Raw genomic sequence first — 16907 nt, 5'->3', positions numbered from 1 at the left:
CGGTGCCATGAGCGGGGTCGGCGGTCCCGACTACCAGAACATGACCATGTAGCCGTTGCCGCCCGCGTCACCCGCGGTACCGCTGGAGCCGGGGGTGTTGCCGCCGGGGCCGCCCGTGCCGCCGTCGCCACCGGCGCTGGTGTTCGTCGGGGGCAGCTCCACGATGCCGTCGACCGCGTCGCCGCCCTCGCCGCCATCGGCGCCGCTCGCGCCGTCCTCGCCCTCGCGGTTCACCGCGGAGAGGCTGTCGCAGGCACCGGCGCCGCCCGCACCGCTGACGCCCGGGATTCCCGGGGCGGCCGTGCCGCCGCCACCGCCACCGCCGCCCGTGCCGCCCGTGGAGGCGAGCAGGAGGTCCCCGCCGCTGTCGGTCAGGGAGGTCGCTCCACCGGTGCCGCCCGTGCCGCCGGCCCCTCCGGGATTGCCACCCGCGGGACCACCGGGGCCGGCGGTACCCGCGGCCCCACCGTCACCGAGGTCCACGTCGTAGGTGTGGCCGGGCTGGACATCCACGACGCACCAGGTGAAGCCGCCGGAGCCGCCGCCACCGCCGGTGCCGCCGGTCCCGGTCAGCGTGGCGCTGGCACCGCCGCCACCGCCGCCGCCACCGCCCCCCGCGCCCCATGCCTGAACGTGGATCGAGGTGACGCCGCGGGGCGCGGTGAACGTCCCGTCCTCGGTGAACTCCTGCACGCCGCTGACATCGGCGGGCGGCCTCGGCGGCTTGGGATGACCGGTGCTCGTACCGTCTTCGGCCTGTGCGGCGGGCGCCAGGGCCAGGCCGGAGACGGCGAGCGCCACGGAGGCGGTGGCGAAGAGGACCCGACGACAGGTACGGGAACGCAGGGGAGTTGAGCTCTGACTCTTCACGTCTATGACTTCCTTCCCCGCGCCCAGCCGACAGCACAGGCGGCCGTCGGCTGTCACGGAGTGCGTGGGTGAGGTGAGGACCGGACGGCCCGCGAGCCCATCCCATCGCCGGTCCCGGAGCGCCGCATTCTGACGGAGCGGTAGTTGCGCCTGGCAGGTGAGGAGTTCCGCTGTCCGGGCTACCGATCCGCACCGCCGATGCCGCTACGGCGCCCCGGCGGTCACGAAAGACCACGGCGGCTGTGGCGGTCAGAGGGGGACCTCCCACACCACCGCCGTGCCCCGGCCGCCCTCGCCGAGCCCCGGTCCCCATCTGCTGGCCCCGCCCAACGACTCGGCCCGGCGGGCCAAGTTGGCCAGACCGCTCCGCCGTCCGCCCGCCGGAACGCCCACCCCGTCGTCCGCGACCGTCAGCCGTACGCCGGCCCGCCCCCTCGGAAGCCGCGCGGTCGCGTCCACGACCACCTCGACGCGCCCCGCCCGAGCGTGCCGAACGGCGTTGGACAGCGCCTCGCGCAGCGCCGCGATCAGATTCGCCCCGGCCGGTTCGCCGACCCGTACGTCGACCGCGCCCACAAAACTCAGCGACGGCTGGAAGCCCAGCGGCACCGCGGCCGCCCCCACCTCCCGCAGCACCCGGGCGCGCAGCCCGGCCGGGGTCTGCGCCGGGCCCTGCCGCAGCGTGAAGATCGCCGTGCGTACCTCCTGGATGGCCGTGCCCAACTCCACCACGGCCCGCTCGATCTGCTCCCGCACCTCCGGCACATCGGACCGGCGCTGGGCGCTCTCCAGCGTCATCCCGGTCGCGAACAGCCGCTGGATGACGAGGTCATGGAGGTCCCTCGCGATCCGGTCGCGCTCCTCCAGCACCGCGACCCGCTCGCGGTCCCGCTGCGCCTCTGCGAGCACCAGCGCCACCGCGGCCTGCGCCGCGAACTGCACGGCGAGGGTGCGCTCGGCGGCGCCGAACGGACGGGCGCCGGGCGCCCGTGGGGTGGCCAGCACCCCCAGCACCCGGTCCCCGCTGCTCAGCGGCAGCATCATGCTCGGTCCGTAGCGGCCGAGGACCCCCGTGATCAGCCGCGGCCGGGCGCCCGGGTCGTCGAGGAACACCGGCTTCCCGGCCAGCAGCCGCGGTACGGCCGGGGAGCGGGCCGCCAGGACGGTGCCGAGCAGCGCCGACGGATCATCCGCGTCCGCCGCGACGATCCGCAGCCCTCCGGACGCCTCGGGGAGCAGCACCACCCCCGCCGCCGACCGGGCGAGTTGCCGGGCCTTCTCGGCGACGACGGCCAAGGCGTTCTCGGCATCGCCGGAGAGCAAGGAGTGGGTGACCGCCACCGAGCCCTCGATCCACCGCTCGCGCTGTCGGGTGGCCTCGTGGAATCGGGTGTTGCCGATCGCGATCCCGGCCTCGGTCGCCAGCACCTTGACCATGTTCAGGTCGGAGACCGTGAACTCGCCGCCGTCCCGCTTCTCGGCGAGGCAGAGATGGCCGAAGGTCTCCTCGCCGACCCGGATCGGCACCCCGATGAACGCGTGCGGCAGCGGATGGTCCAGCAGGAACCCGGCCGGATGCGCCCCCGGCGGCAGCCCCGCGAACAGCGCCCCGCACCGCTCCCGGTCCGCCTCGGTGGCGCCGTAGCTCACCACTCCGGCCAGCCCCTGGCCCGCGGCGTCGGTCACCCCGATCACGGCACAGCGCGCCCCCGCCAGCTCGGCGGCGGTCTCCGCGATCCGGTCCAGCACGGTGCGCAGCTCCAGCCCGGTGCCGATGGAGCGCATCGCCTCCAGCAGCCGCGGCAGCCGCGCGGTCAGCTCGGTGGACAGCCCCCGCAACCCGCGGGTCGCCTCCGCGGCGACTGCCAGGGGGTCCGGAGTAGGGGCAGCGGCCACCATGCATCGAGCGTAATGAATGCCGCCGGGCCCTGCCGCCGGGCGGGCGGAGCCTTGCGGCCCGGCACACCGACCGGTGGTTCCTCCGCCGTGCCGGACGATGCCGCTCCGCCGCGCGGAAACCGTCTGCTCGACGTGGGGGGGCGCCGGGTGCCCGGCCCGGCGGCTAGGGCGCCGGGGCGGCAGCGGGCGCTCCGCTGCCCGGCGCGGTCAGACGCCGCTGACCACCGGCTCCCGCGGCGTCCCGGCCCCGGTACGCGCGCTCAGCCGGGCCTCCACGGTCTCGCGGTCCAGCAGACGGCGGAAGGGGCCATCGGCGGCGGCCAGCTCCTGGGGGGCACCGCGCTGCACGGCCCGGCCGCCGTCCAGCACGATCACCTCGTCGACCGCCTCCAGCCCCGTCAGCCGGTGGGTGATCAGCACCGTGGTCCGGCCGCGGGTCGCGGAGAGCAGATCGGCGGTCAGGGCGTCGGCCGTCGGCAGGTCCAGGTGCTCCGCGGGCTCATCCAGCACCAGCACCGGGAAGTCCGCCAGCAGCGCACGGGCCAGGGCCAGCCGCTGCCGCTGGCCGCCGGAGAGCCGGGCGCCCAGCTCACCGGCCATCGTGTCCAGACCGTCCGGCAGCCCATCGACCCACTCCAGCAGCCGGGCCACGGCCAGCGCGGCGCGCAGCTCGTCATCGTCCGCGCCGGGACGGGCCAGCCGCAGGTTCTCCCGCAGCGAGCTGTCGAAGACGTGCGCGTCCTGGGCACAGAGCCCGACCAGCCGCCGTACCGCGTCCCCGTCCAGGGCCCTGGCATCCCGGCCCGCCAGGGTGTACGTACCGCCTTCGGTGTCCAGGAAGCGCAGCAGCACCTGGGCCAGGGTGGTCTTGCCCGCGCCGGACGGGCCGACGACGGCGATCCGGCGGCCCGGGGCCAGCTCCAGGTCGAAGCCGTCCAGAGCGGGCGTCGGCCGCCCCGGGTGGCGGGCGGTGACCCCGCGCAGCACCAGGGGGAACGGCGCGTCCGGCGCCTCCTCCCGGGCCCCCTCGTCCGGCTCCCGCACCGGCGGCGGCGCGTCCATCACCTCGTAGATCCGCTCCGCGGCCCGCCGCGTCCGCTGCCGGTGCCGCACCGCGAGCGGCAGTCCCGCGACCGCCTCGAAGGCGGCGAGCGGGGTGAGGACGACGGCGGCCAGCCACACCCCGTGGATCCGTCCGTCCGCCACGGCCGCCACCCCGGCCCATGCCGCGCCGGCGACGGTCAGCCCGCAGGCCAGCGCCGAGAGCCCGGCGCCCACACCGGTGGCGGCCGCACCGCGCCGGGCGATCCGGGTCAGCGCCCCGTCGGTCCGCCGCACCTCGTCCAGACGGCGCGGCAGTGCGCCCGCGACCGTCAACTCCGCGGTTCCCGCGAGCAGATCCACGGTCTCGGCGGACAGCGCGCCGCGGGCCGGTGCCAGCCGCCGTTCCGACCGCCGGGCGACGGCCCCGGACAGCAGGGGCACTCCGGCCCCGGCCACCAGCAGCCCGGCCGCCAGGGCGGCCCCCGCTTCGGGCAGCACCCACGCGGTGAACCCGACCGAGGCCGCAGCCACCGTCACGGCGGTGGCGACGGGGAGCAGCCAGCGCAGGAAGTAGTCCTGAACGGCGTCCACATCGGCCACCAGCCGGGAGAGCAGATCGCCGCGCCGGACCCGGCCGAGCCCGGCGGGCGCCAGCCGCTCCAACCTCCGATAGACGGCGACCCGCAGATCGGCCAGCACCCGCAGTACGGCGTCGTGCGAGACCAGGCGCTCGGCGTAGCGGAAGACGGCGCGGGCGATCCCGAAGGTCCGGGTCGCGGTCACCGCCACCATCAGATAGAGCACGGGCGGCTGCTGGGCGGCGCGCGAGATGAGCCAGCCGGAGACGGCCATCAGCCCCACGGCGCTGGCCAGGGCCAGGCTGCCGAGCAGCAGCGCGAGCGCGAACCGCCCGCGCCCGCCGCGCGCGGTCCCCCGCACACGGGCGAGCGCACCAGACCCGACGACTCCCGCCGCCGACGGGTACGCCACTGTGGCCCCGGCCCCGTTCGCAGTCCCCCGTGCCGGTCGCGCGCCGTCCGCCACCAAGCGCGCCTCGGCGGCCGCCCGTGCGGCGGATACGGCTCCTCCGACGCCATCGACATCGCTCCCACCGGCCCCGAGCGCATCGCCCGTCCCGTCGCCGGAGGCGGTGGAGGCCCCGGCGACCGCCGCCAAGTGCGCCTCGGGACGCGGATGCCCGCCCTTCCGCACAGCGGATACGGCACCCTCGACATCGCTCCCACCGGCCCCGAGCGCATCGCCCGTCCCGTCGCCGGGGGCGCGCCGCGGCAGGGCGAGCGGGCCGCCGCGCGCACCCCCACCCCGGTCGTCGGACATCCGCTCCGCGCCCGGAAGCCTCAGCACCCGGTCGGCCAGCGGCAGCAGCGCCGGGCGGTGCACCACCATCAGTACGGTGCGGCCGACGGCCAGCCGCCGGACCGCGTCGACGACCGCCGCCTCCGTCCCGCCGTCCAGGTTCGCGGTCGGCTCGTCCAGCAGCAGCACCGGCCGGTCGGCCAGGAACGCCCGCGCCAGCGCGATCCGTTGCCGCTGCCCGGCGGACAGTCCCGCGCCCAGTTCACCGAGGCGGGTCGCGGTCCCCTCCGGCAGCGCGGAGACGAACCCGAGCGCGCCCGCGTCCCGCAGGGCGGCCCGTACGGCCTCGTCATCGGCGTCCGGCCGGGCCAGCCGGACGTTCTCGGCGATCGTCCCGGCGAAGAGGTACGGCCGCTGGGGCACCCAGGCGATCTGCCGCCGCCAGCTCTCCGGGTCGAGCGACACCAGATCCCGCCCACCGAGCAGGATCCGGCCCGAGGCAGGCTCCGCGAAGCCGAGCACGGCGTTCAGCAGTGTGGTCTTCCCGACGCCGCTGGGGCCGACGACAGCCACCGTCTCACCGGGCCGGAGCTCGAACGACGTCGCGGCCAGGGACGGTTCACCGCGCCCGGGGTGACGGACCACCAGCCCGTCGACGGTGAGCGCGGCCTCCCAGGCGTCGGGAGCCACCGCAGTCCCCGTGACCGACGGTTGGCGCTCCAGTACCGCGAACACCTCGTCCGCCGCGGAGAGTCCCTCCGCGGCGGCGTGGTACTGGGCACCCACCTGACGCAGCGGCAGATACGCCTCGGGCGCCAGCACCAGCACCATCAGCCCGGTGTAGAGGTCCATCTCGCCGTGGACGAGCCGCATTCCGATGCCGACCGCGACCAGCGCGACCGAGACGGTGGAGAGCAGTTCCAGGGCGAAGGAGGAGAGGAAGGCCAGCCGCAGGGTCTTCAGGGTGGCCCGCCGGTAGTCGGCCGTGATCGCGCGGATCGACTCGGCCTGGGCCTTGGCCCGCCCGAACACCTTGAGCGTCGGCAGTCCGGCGACCACATCGAGGAAATGCCCGGAGAGCTGGGACAGCAGCCGCCACTGACGGTCCATCCGCCCTTGGGTGGCCCAGCCGATGAGCACCATGAAGAGCGGGATCAGCGGCAGGGTCACCACGATGACCAGAGCGGAGATCCAGTCGGCGGTGACGATACGGGCGAGCACCGCCACCGGCACCACCACCGCGAGCCCCAACTGCGGCAGATAGCGTGCGAAGTAGTCGTCGAGCGCGTCGATCCCACGGGTGGCCAGGGTGGTCAGCTCACCGGTCCGCCGGGAGTCCAGCCAGCCCGGCCCCAGCCGGACCGCCCGGTCCAGCAGCCGCAGCCGCAGCTCCGACTTGACCGCCGCGCTCGCGCGGTGGGCGGTCAGCTCGGTGAGCCAGGAGACGACCGCCCGGCCGACGGCGACCAGGGCCAGCAGAATCAGCGGGCGCATGAGCGCGTCCACGCCCTCGCCGTGCTGGAAGCCGCCGACCACCACCTCGGCGATCAGCATCGCCTGGGCGATCACCAGACCCGCGCCCACCAGCCCCAGCGCCACCGACGCGGCGAGGAAGAACCGGGTGGCCCGCGCGTACCGCAGCAGCCGGGGATCGATTGGTTTCACGTGAAACACCGCCTCCCGCGAGACTCAGTGAGCACTCGGCTCGGGGATGTGCTGGGTACCGATGCGCTGACGGAACACCCAGTACGTCCACGCCTGGTACGCCATGATCAGCGGCGTCATGATGACCGCGACCCACGTCATGATCTTCAGCGTGTAGGGGCTGGAGGCCGCGTTGGCCGCCGTCAGACTCCACCGCGGATCGAGCGAGGACGGCATGACATCCGGGAAGAGCGCGAGGAAGAGCGCGGCCACCGCCGCCGCGACAACCACCCCGGACAGGGCGAACGCCCAGCCCTCACGCCCCAGTTGGTTCATGACCAGCGCCACGGCCAGCGCCAGGACCGCGATCACCACCGCCACCAGGCTGCGCCCGCTGCCACTGTGGTGCTGGGTCCAGATCAGGAACGGCAGGGCGGCCGCGGCGGTGGCCAGTCCGAGCCGGCCCGCCGCGCGCCGCGCCCTCCCCCGGATATCACCGGTCGTCTTGAGCGCGGCGAAGACGGCGCCGTGGAAGGTGAAGAGCACCAGTGTCACCACCCCGCCGAGCAGGGCGTACGGGGAGACCAGATCCGAAAGACCGCCGGTGAAGTTCTTGTCCGCGCCGATCGGCACCCCGCGCACCAGATTGGCGAAGATGGCGCCCCAGAGGAACGCGGGCAGCAGCGAACACCAGAAGATCGCGTTTTCCCAGTTGCGCTGCCAGCGCTCCTCGGGCCGCTTGTGTCGGTACTCGAAGGCGACACCGCGCAGGATCAGACAGACCAGAACGGCCAGCAGCGGCAGATAGAAGCCGCTGAACAGCGTGGCGTACCAGTCGGGGAAGGCGGCGAAGGTCGCCGCGCCCGCGGTGATCAGCCACACCTCGTTGCCGTCCCAGACCGGGCCGATGGTGTTGATCAGCACCCGGCGCTCGGTACGGTCGCGCGCCAGCAGCTTGGTCAGCACACCGATACCGAAGTCGAAGCCCTCGAGGAAGAAGTAGCCGGTCCACAGGAAGGCGATCAGCAGGAACCAGAAGTCGTGAAGGTGCATGAGTCTCTCCGGCCGTCAGTGCGCGTCAGTACGCGAAGGTCAGCGGCTTGTCGGCCTCGGCGGCCGCCTCGGCGTCAGCGGCCCCGGCTCCGCCGCCCGGCCCGCCGGAGGGCCACCGGAGCCTGGGGTCCTTCGCGGGCGGCTTCTCGTCGGTGTCCGGCCCGGCCTTGGCGTACTTGGCGAGCAGCCGTATCTCGACCACCGCGAGCACCCCGTAGAGCAGGGTGAAGACGCCCAGCGAGATCAGCACCTCGGTCTGGCTGACGCCGGGGGAGACCGCGTCGGAGGTCTTCATCAGTCCGTAGACCGCCCAGGGCTGGCGGCCCATCTCGGTGAAGATCCAGCCGAAGGAGTTGGCGATCAGCGGGAAGCCCATGGTGAGGATGCCGATCCGCCAGGACCAGGTGGTGAACAGCGGGCTCATCTCGCGCTTCCTGGTGAGCATCAGCCGCGGCACCTCGTACTCGCCGGTGCGGAAGGCGGGGTCCAGCCATCGCTTGCGGCGGGTGGTCCACAGTCCGATCAGCCCGGCGGCGAACGAGGTCATCCCGAAGCCGATCATCAGCCGGAAGCCCCAGAAGGTCATGAAGATGCTGGGGATGTAGTCCTCGGGCGCACCGCCGTAGGCGGCGGCCTCCTGGCGGGCGATGTCGTTGATCCCGGGCACGGCGTCGGTGAAGTTGCTGTGCGAGAGGAAGGAGAGCAGCCCGGGCACCTCCAGCTCCACGCTGTTGTGCCCCTTGCCGACGTCGCCGACGGCGAAGACCGAGAAGGGGGCGGGCGCCTGGGTCTCCCATAGCGCCTCGGCCGCGGCCATCTTCATCGGCTGCTGCTCGAACATCACCTTGCCGAGCTGGTCACCGCTGATCGCCGTACCGAGCCCGGCGATGACGGCGACCACCAGACCCACCCGCAGCGAGCTCCGCATGGCGCCGATCTGCTGGGTGCGCTTCGCGCCCAGCTCCTCCCCGCGCAGTGCGGCGCGCTTGGCCCGCCACAGGTGGAAGGAGGCGATTCCGACCACGAAGGCGCCACCGGTGAGGAAGGCCGCGGTGAGGGTGTGGAAGACCACGACCAGGGTGGTGTTCTGGGTGAGCACCGCCCAGATGTCGGTGAGCTGCGCCTTTCCGGTGGCCTTGTCGATCGTGTAGCCGGTCGGATGCTGCATCCAGGAGTTGGCGGCCAGGATGAAGTACGAGGACAGCACCGTGCCGAGCGAGACGATCCAGATACAGGCGCAGTGGATCTTCTTCGGCAGCTTGTCCCAGCCGAAGATCCACAGCCCGATGAAGGTGGACTCGAAGAAGAAGGCGAGCAGCGCCTCCATCGCCAGCGGGGCACCGAAGACATCGCCGACGAAGCGCGAGTAGTCGGACCAGTTCATACCGAACTGGAACTCCTGCACGATGCCGGTGACGACCCCCATCGCGATGTTGATCAAGAAGAGCTTGCCCCAGAACTTGGTGGCGTGGAAGTACTTCTCCTTGCCCGTACGGACCCAGGCGGTTTCCAGACCGGCGGTGATCGCGGCGAGAGAGATCGTCAGTGGGACGAAGAGGAAGTGGTAGACGGTGGTGATTCCGAACTGCCATCGCGCGAGCGTCTCCGGCGCCAGAGCCAGATTCACGTGGATCTCTCCTTACGGTCTTGCCGCTCCCCTGGGGAGCTTGTGAACGTATTCACATTCACAAGCATCATACGCACATGACTTCGCCCCCTCCCACCTGGGGGTGGTAGGGGGCGAAGGGGGTACGTATGGGTATCCTCCGCGCTTCGGCGAAGGGCCGGTGGGTCCCTTGACAGCGCGGGTCCGGGGGTCCGGACCGCCGGGTTCAGAGCTCCTTGCGGAACCGCTCGGCGACCTTCAGGAAGATGTCGTTGGCTTCCTGCTCGCCGATGGTCGCGCGCATCCCCTCACCCGGGAACGGCCGCACCACCACACCCGCCGACTCGCACGCCGCCGCGAAGTCGGCCGTCCGCTCCCCCAGCCGCAGCCAGACGAAGTTCGCCTGCGAGTCCGGGACTGTCCAGCCCTGGCCGATCAGCGCCTCCCGCACCCGCGCGCGCTCGGCAACCAGCGCCTCCACCCGCTCGCGCAGTGCGTCCTCGCTGCGCAGCGAGGCCACCGCCGCGTCCTGGGCGAGCTGGCTGACGCCGAAGGGGACCGCCGTCTTGCGCAGCGCCGCCGCGACCGGCTCATGCGCGATCGCGAAGCCCACCCGCAGCCCGGCCAGGCCGTACGCCTTGGAGAAGGTGCGCAGCACGCACACATTGGGCCGGTCCCGGTAGAGCTCGATACCGTTCGGCACCCGGTCGTCCCGGATGAACTCGATGTACGCCTCGTCCAGCACCACGAGCACATCGGACGGCACCCGGTCCAGGAAGCGCTCCAGCTCGGCCCGGCGGATCACGGTGCTGGTCGGGTTGTTGGGGTTACAGACGAAAATCAGCCGGGTGCGGTCGGTGATCGCCTCCGCCATCGCGTCCAGATCGTGCTCCTCGGCCTCGGTCAGCGGAACCCGTACCGAGGTCGCCCCCGCGATCTGCGTGATGATCGGATATGCCTCGAAGGACCGCCAGGCGTAGATGACCTCGTCGCCCGGTCCGGCCGTGGACTGGACCAGCTGCTGGGCAACCCCGACCGAGCCGGTCCCGGTGGCCAGATGCTCCAGCGGTACGTCGAAGCGGCTCGCCAGCTCGGCCATCAAGGCGGTGCACGCCAGGTCGGGGTAGCGGTTGAACGAGGCGGCGGCGTCGGCCGCGGACTCCAGCACCCCGGCCAGCGGTGGATAGGGGTTCTCGTTGGAGGACAGCTTGAACGCGCGCGGACCGCCCGCGGCAGCCGGCTTGCCGGGCTTGTACGTCGGAACGTCATCCAGCGCGGCGCGCAGCTTGGGGCTCTTCTCGGTCACCGACAGTCCTCCTCGACCCATCCCGTCGCGTTCCGTGCACAGCGGCGCGCACGGCAATACTGCACACCTTATGAGGATTCCCCCGCCAGGCGTAGCCGCCGGAGCGGCCCGCGTACCCGCCGTCCGAGCCCGCGTGGCTAACGGGGGGAGCGCCCCGTTTTCTGATGTGCGCCGGTGGCGAGCGCCGTGGCGCGCGTCACCCGTGAAGGTGAGTTGAGACCTCTTCGAGACATGGACCAATCAGCAGGCGTGGATATGCCAGAGGCGATGAGAAATCCCCCGAATCCCTCAACTGGCTTCACTTCCAAGGGGATTGAGGAATGCGCTCATGCAGAAACGTGCCTTCTGAATACCGATGGCGAATTCGCGCAGACTCCCCACGCGCGCCCTACTATCGGCTGGCCATGACAGCAGCAGGGAAGCACCAGGTGAGCCGGTCGACCGGCCGCCGGTTAGGGCGGGCGGGCATCCGGGATGTGGCCGCCGCCGCCGGGGTCTCGATTACGACCGTCTCCGACGCGCTCAACGGCAAGGGCCGGCTCCCGGATGCCACCCGCCGCCATGTCCGCGAGGTCGCCGAGCGGCTGGGCTACCGCCCGTCCGCCGCGGCCCGCACGCTCCGTACCGGAAAGTCCGGCCTCATCGGCCTGACCGTGACCACGTACGGGGATGAACCTTTCACCTTCACCGAGTTCGCCTACTTCGCCGAGATGGCGCGGGCCGCCACCTCCGCCGCGCTCGCCCGCGGCTACGCCCTCGTCATCCTCCCCGCCACCTCCCGCCACGATGTGTGGTCCAACGTCGCGCTCGACGGCACGGTGGTGATCGACCCCTCCGACCACGATCCGGTCGTCACCGAACTGCTCCGCCAGGGGATCCCCGTGGTCAGCGACGGCCGTCCGGCCGGCACCCTCCCCGTCACCGCCTGGGTGGACAACGACCACGAGGCCGCCGTGCTCGGGCTGCTGGACCACCTCTCGGAGGCCGGGGCCCGACGGATCGGACTGCTCACCGGGACCTCCACCGACACCTACACCCGGCTCTCCACCACCGCCTACCTGGACTGGTGCGACCGCGTGGGCCAGGACCCGGTCTACGAGGAGTACCCCGCGCACGACCCCTGCGCCGGGGCCGTGGCCGCCGACCGGCTGCTCGCCCGCCCCGACCGCCCCGACGCGGTCTACGGCCTCTTCGATCCGAACGGCACCGATCTGCTCGCCGCCGCCCGCCGCTACGGGTTGCGCGTCCCCGAGGACCTGCTGCTGGTGTGCTGTAGTGAGTCGGCGGTCTACCGGACCACCGAGCCGCCCGTCACCACCCTCTCGCTCAAACCGCGCCGGATCGGCACCGCCGCCGTACAGTTGCTCATCGACGCCATCGAGGGGGTCGACACCGAGCACCCGATGGAGCAGGTCATACCCACGGAACTGATGGTGCGGGCGTCGTCACAGCGCCGTCCGCCGCGTACGACGGTCAGCGCGCCGCGCAGCCGCGCTGGAGGCTGATCTGAGAGCGACTCAAGGATGACCCGAGCAGCACCTGGGGCCGATGGACTTCCCCTACCGGGCCAATCCGGGATAAAAGTCCGTCCAAGCAGGATCGAGCGCCAATTGACAGCCCCCTGGTGCGTCACAAGCCCTCACGGTCATTCCTATGATGGGCGGACGACACCGCGGACCGCCGTCGACCAGGCAAGGTCCACAAGGTGGCACGGCGGCGCGATGGTGGAGGGGTCGATGACTCAGGGGGCCGGTCTGGAAGCCACGGCAGGGAACACGGCGGCGAATCCGCCCGTGCCCGCGTACGGGGCGTCCACGCCGCCCGGCACGGTTCCTCCCGCACCCGTTCCGTCCGCGCCGGGGAACCGGTTCCCCGTGCCGTCGGCACCGGGAGGTCCGTCCCCCGTGGCGTCCGCGCCCGTCGCGCAAGCGCGTGTGCCGCGCGGTCAGTCACCGGCGCCCACGGCACCTTCCGCGCCCGCCTCCCCGGCGCCCGCGCCGTCCGCACCGGCGCCCGCGCCGTCCGCACCGGCGCCCGCCCCGGCCGCGCCCGCCCAGGCGCCGCCCCCGCGCGAGTACACCCCGACCGAGCGGCTGCCCGTCATGGGCCCGGGGCACACCGTCCCGGACACCCCGCTGGTCCCCCCGCAGGACCGCCCCACCGTGGCGTTCACCCCGGTGCCCGAGCCCGAGGAGGGGCCGCTCGCCGAGGACGAGGGGCCCGGCCCGCTGTATGTCGTGGGCGATGTCCACGGCTACTACGACGAGCTGCGCGAGGCGCTCGCCGCCGAGGGCCTGATCGACGCCAAGGGCAACTGGTCCGCGGGCAACACCCGGCTGTGGTTCCTCGGCGACTTCACCGACCGCGGCCCGGACGGCATCGGGGTCATCGACCTCGTCATGCAGCTCTCCGCAGAGGCCGCCGCCGCCGGGGGCTACTGCAAGGCGCTGATGGGCAATCACGAGCTGCTGCTGCTCGGCGCCAAACGGTTCGGGGACACCCCCGTCAACTCCGGTGCGGGCACTGCCTCCTTCCAGGCCGCCTGGCTGCTCAACGGCGGCCAGCGCAGCGATATGGAGCGGCTGGAGGACCACCACCTCCAGTGGATCTCCCGGCTGGACGCGATGGCCGAGGAGGACGGCCACCTGCTGGTCCACTCCGACACGACCGCGTACCTGGACTACGGCGACTCGATCGAGGCGGTCAACGACACCGTGACCGAGACGCTCCAGCGCGGTGACGCCGACGAGTGCTGGGATCTGTTCCGCAAGCTCACCAAGCGGTTCGCCTTCCGGGACGAGGACGCCGGTCCGCCGGCCGTCCGTGAACTGCTCGACGCCTACGGCGGAGTGCGCATCGTCCACGGCCACAGCCCGATTCCGTATCTGCTCGGCGAGGTCGGCTCGGAGGACGACGAGGACAACGGCGCGCCGGTTGTCGAGGGTCCGCATGTCTACGCCGACCAGCTCGCCGTGGCCATGGACGGCGGCGTCACCATGGCCGGAAAGCTGCTGGTCGTGCAACTTCCGCTGGCGGACTGACGGTTCAGTGAGCGCTTGCGCGGGAAGGTAGAGAGTTTCACCGACGCGGAAGCAATTCGCGAAACTTGCTGTCACCACGCGCCGGATCGGCTCTACCATCGGGCTTATCCGTCGCAGGCTCTCCTCCGTTTCCGCCCGACTGCCCGGTGTGCAAGCCAGGCATCAAGGCCCTACGGAGTATCGGGGGATGCACCATGAAAAGCGCTCCGCACCTGCTGACCGAGGACCGCCCGGAGTTCGAGCGCGTTCTCGACGAGGCGCTGCGTACCGCGGACCTCCATCCGGACCTCACCGGCACGGGGCGGCTCACCGCCGACCAGTTGCGCACGATGGCGCTCGGCGCCTCGACCGCCATAGCGGCGTGCGCGGCGCCGGAGTACCAGGACTTCGTGGAGGCGCGTGCCCGGCTGCGCGAACCCGTCCCGGCCCGCCCCCTCGCGGGAGTCGCGGGCTCGGCGAAGGGAGCGGAGGAAGCCGGGGAAGCGGACGGCGGGGACGAGGCCGCCGCGGGCCTCGCCGGAGCGGTGCAGGACGCCGCGGGGGCGGGGCTGGTGGCCATGCTCGCCGTGCTGGCCCCGGTGCTCGCCGGGGCTGCCGCGGTCATCTTCCTGCTCGTCGGCTACGCGCTGAGCGTTCTGGACCCCGCGCCGTCCATCGCCCGCCCCATGGTCACCGCGGGCTGGTTCTTCGCCGCGCTCACCGCCGCGGCCATGCTGATCGCCGCGGTCGGTCTGCTGCTCACCGCGGTGCGCAACGGCTCCAGTGCGATAAGGGGCGGGGCGCGCAGTGAGCAGCTGGAGGAGATGGACCGGGCGAAGGAGGTGTGGCGGCGGGCCCTGATGGAGCGCGGTGTGCTGCCGTTCCTGCGGGAGGCGCTGGCGAATCCGTCGGCCCCGGCCAAGGCGCCCGAAGCCTATGTCCCGAGCAGGTCGGAAGCGGTCGGCCGGACCCCGCACCTGGGCTACAGCCGCCCCGGTTTCAGCACGGACGACGAGGGTCCCAAGGCTCGTCCGCGGTACAGCAGCCCGGACTACTCCAGCCCGGATTACGGCGGCCCGGAGCACCAGCCCGACTGACGGGGCGAGTGACAGGGCGGCGCTGCCCCGGGTTTCGCCTCAGGTGAGCTCCAGCCCGCCGTCGACCGTGAGCACCTGGCCGGTGAGCCAGGCCGCCCCGGGGTCGGCGAGCCGCAGGATCCACCCCGCCACCTCGGCGGGGTCCCCGCGCCGCCCCAGCGGGATACGGGCCTCCTCGTCCGCCTTGATCTGGTCGATCACCGCGAACGGCAGACCGGACGCGGCCAGCGCCTCGCTCTCGGTCGGCCCGGCGGCCACCGCGTTGACCCGGACGCCCTCGGGCGCCAGCTCCAGGGCCCAGCTCCGGGTGAGTTGTTCGAGCGCGGCCTTGGAGGCGCCGTAGTGCGCGGCACCGGCGAGCGGACGGTGTCCGAAGGTGCTGCACACATTGACGATCGCGCCGTGCGCCACGAGGAGCGACGGCAGCGCCGCGCCCGCCAGCACACTGGGCGCGACCACGTTGACGGCCAGCAGCCGGCTCACCCGGGCCGCGGTGACCTCGCCCAGGGGCATCGCGGCGACCACCCCCGCATTGTTGACCAGGACGTCGAGTCGGCCCCAGCGCTCCAGCGCGGCGCGGACGGCCTCCTCGGCGGCGCCGTCCGCGGTGACATCGGCGGGATGCGAGGCGATACCCGGGTGCAGCGCCGCGGTCTCGGCGAGGGCGTCCGCCCGGCGTCCGACCCCCAGCACCCGCACACCCTCCTCCGCGAACGCGGTCGCCGTGGCCCGTCCGATCCCTGATCCCGCCCCGGTCACGATCGCGACCCGCTCCTCGGGGCGACCGGCCGTCGCCCCCGGCCCGGTCACGGGTGCCCGGCGGTGCGTGCGGATGTGGACACGGTTCCAGCATGACCCCGTACCCGCACCCCCCGCCATACGTACACCGTCGGCGCCCTGGCCCTCCTGATCGTGGACTGGGTCGTGGCGGGCATCGCCGCCGACGGCACCGAGGTCCGCGTCGAGGGCACCGCGACCGATGTGGCCCGCCGTGGCCCCGACGGCTTCTGGCGCTACGCCGTCGACGTGCCCTTCGGCACCGCGCCCTCAGGCGGGAAGTCCTCGATGGACGACGGTCCTTGAGGGCTGCGGATACCGCTTCACCCGGAGAGATTCCGCGTCGTCGCAAAGATCGTTTTCCCCTACACTCACTCTTCGCAAGGCCGTTCGGGGGATAGGAAAGCGATGTTCACCTTCGTCATACCCGCCTACAACGAAGAGCCCACCGTGGCAACGATCGTGGAGCAGGCACGCGCCGCCGCACGGCCCGGGGACCGCGTACTGGTGGTCGACAGCGCTTCGACCGACGGCACCGCGGAGGAGGCGGCCAGGGCCGGGGCGGAGGTTCTGCGCGGGCCGCGCGGCAAGGGCGCGGCCATGAACGCCGCTCTCGCCGACATACGGACCGAGTGGGTCTGCTTTCTCGACTCCGACCTCGTCTCGTCGAAGATCAACGTACCGGCCACGCTCCGCGAAGCGGCGGCGTCCGGCACCGGCGACCACGTGGTCGGCGACTACGAGTACGACCATCCGGGCACGATACTGAGCGCGACGTTCACGATCTATGAGCCCCTCACCGCTGAGCTCTTTCCCGAAGTCGGCTTCCACGGCGCCAACTCCCTGACCGGATTCCGCGCGATCCGGACTTCGCGCATCCAGCACCCGCTACCGGCCGACTTCGGCGTCGAGGCGTTTCTCAACATCTCGATCGCTCTCGCCGGCGGCACGGTGGACGTCTGCCATCTGGACATCATCGAGAGCCGGTTCCGGTACAACGGCGGCACCATGGCTCATGAGATCGGCAGGACCCTCCTCGACATGGCTGTCGCGCACGGTCGTCTGTCGCCCGGCGACCGCCCGCACTGGGAGCGATGGATCACGGAGGGCGTCGACGCCCTCGCACCCCACACAGCGGACAGCGGCCGATCGGCCACCCTGGCCCGGTTGTTCGCCGCGGTCCGCAGGCCGATGCCGTTCCGGAACCAGGTCCGGCCCGCCTGACACCAGGTATCCACTCCGGCGGGGTTCGGCAACGCACGGAGCGGTGGAGG

The 16907-nt window shown here is 72.6% G+C and carries 12 protein-coding genes; 5 read left to right on the top strand and 7 right to left on the bottom strand.

The genetic code is table 11. The features are described 5' to 3' along the window. Positions 1-30: 30 nt before the first annotated feature. The 6 genes from AB0C66_RS21745 to hisC all read right to left on the bottom strand — a co-directional run bounded on the left by AB0C66_RS21745 (position 31) and on the right by hisC (position 10739). Positions 31-870 (bottom strand): hypothetical protein, encoded by an 840-nt coding sequence (locus AB0C66_RS21745; RefSeq protein WP_362440847.1) that lies wholly within the window; start codon positions 868-870, stop codon positions 31-33. A gap of 249 nt (positions 871-1119) precedes the next feature. Then, positions 1120-2769: a GAF domain-containing protein gene (locus AB0C66_RS21740; RefSeq protein WP_362440844.1), complete on the bottom strand. Its 1650-nt coding sequence runs from the start codon at positions 2767-2769 to the stop codon at positions 1120-1122. A gap of 207 nt (positions 2770-2976) precedes the next feature. Continuing rightward, positions 2977-6795 carry a thiol reductant ABC exporter subunit CydD gene (gene cydD / locus AB0C66_RS21735; RefSeq protein WP_362440841.1) on the bottom strand — a complete coding sequence of 1273 codons (3819 nt, stop codon included), beginning with the start codon at positions 6793-6795 and terminating at the stop codon, positions 2977-2979. A 24-nt stretch (positions 6796-6819) separates the two neighbouring features. Beyond that, entirely contained in the window at positions 6820-7827 is a 1008-nt protein-coding gene (cydB, locus tag AB0C66_RS21730; RefSeq protein WP_362440838.1) for a cytochrome d ubiquinol oxidase subunit II, read from the bottom strand. Between the two features lie 25 nt (positions 7828-7852). Then, on the bottom strand, positions 7853-9454 hold the full coding sequence (locus AB0C66_RS21725) for a cytochrome ubiquinol oxidase subunit I (RefSeq protein ID WP_362440835.1): 1602 nt from the start codon (positions 9452-9454) through the stop codon (positions 7853-7855). A 205-nt stretch (positions 9455-9659) separates the two neighbouring features. Then, a complete protein-coding gene (hisC, locus tag AB0C66_RS21720) occupies positions 9660-10739 on the bottom strand; it encodes a histidinol-phosphate transaminase (RefSeq protein WP_362440832.1) in 1080 nt (359 codons plus the stop codon). Positions 10740-11143: 404 nt separating this feature from the next. Here hisC and AB0C66_RS21715 point away from each other — a divergent pair, with 404 nt between their 5' ends. The 3 genes from AB0C66_RS21715 to AB0C66_RS21705 all read left to right on the top strand — a co-directional run bounded on the left by AB0C66_RS21715 (position 11144) and on the right by AB0C66_RS21705 (position 14856). Then, positions 11144-12244: a LacI family DNA-binding transcriptional regulator gene (locus AB0C66_RS21715; RefSeq protein ID WP_362440829.1), complete on the top strand. Its 1101-nt coding sequence runs from the start codon at positions 11144-11146 to the stop codon at positions 12242-12244. A 231-nt stretch (positions 12245-12475) separates the two neighbouring features. Then, entirely contained in the window at positions 12476-13780 is a 1305-nt protein-coding gene (locus AB0C66_RS21710; RefSeq protein ID WP_362440826.1) for a metallophosphoesterase, read from the top strand. A 194-nt stretch (positions 13781-13974) separates the two neighbouring features. Beyond that, entirely contained in the window at positions 13975-14856 is an 882-nt protein-coding gene (locus AB0C66_RS21705) for a hypothetical protein (protein ID WP_362440823.1), read from the top strand. A 39-nt stretch (positions 14857-14895) separates the two neighbouring features. Here the strand turns inward: AB0C66_RS21705 and AB0C66_RS21700 are convergent, their stop codons facing one another. Then, positions 14896-15615 carry an SDR family oxidoreductase gene (locus tag AB0C66_RS21700; protein WP_362440820.1) on the bottom strand — a complete coding sequence of 240 codons (720 nt, stop codon included), beginning with the start codon at positions 15613-15615 and terminating at the stop codon, positions 14896-14898. 153 nt (positions 15616-15768) lie between these two features. Between AB0C66_RS21700 and AB0C66_RS21695 the strand changes: the two genes are divergently transcribed. Then, a complete protein-coding gene (locus AB0C66_RS21695) occupies positions 15769-15939 on the top strand; it encodes a hypothetical protein (protein WP_362440818.1) in 171 nt (56 codons plus the stop codon). Between the two features lie 102 nt (positions 15940-16041). After that, on the top strand, positions 16042-16857 hold the full coding sequence (locus tag AB0C66_RS21690; RefSeq protein WP_362440816.1) for a glycosyltransferase family 2 protein: 816 nt from the start codon (positions 16042-16044) through the stop codon (positions 16855-16857). Positions 16858-16907 lie beyond the last annotated feature (50 nt).

This window comes from Streptomyces sp. NPDC048636 (assembly GCF_040650655.1).
GTDB lineage: Bacteria > Actinomycetota > Actinomycetes > Streptomycetales > Streptomycetaceae > Streptomyces.
The sequence above is the reverse complement of the archived record's forward strand: the minus strand, read 5'-3'. Positions and strand labels throughout refer to the sequence as shown.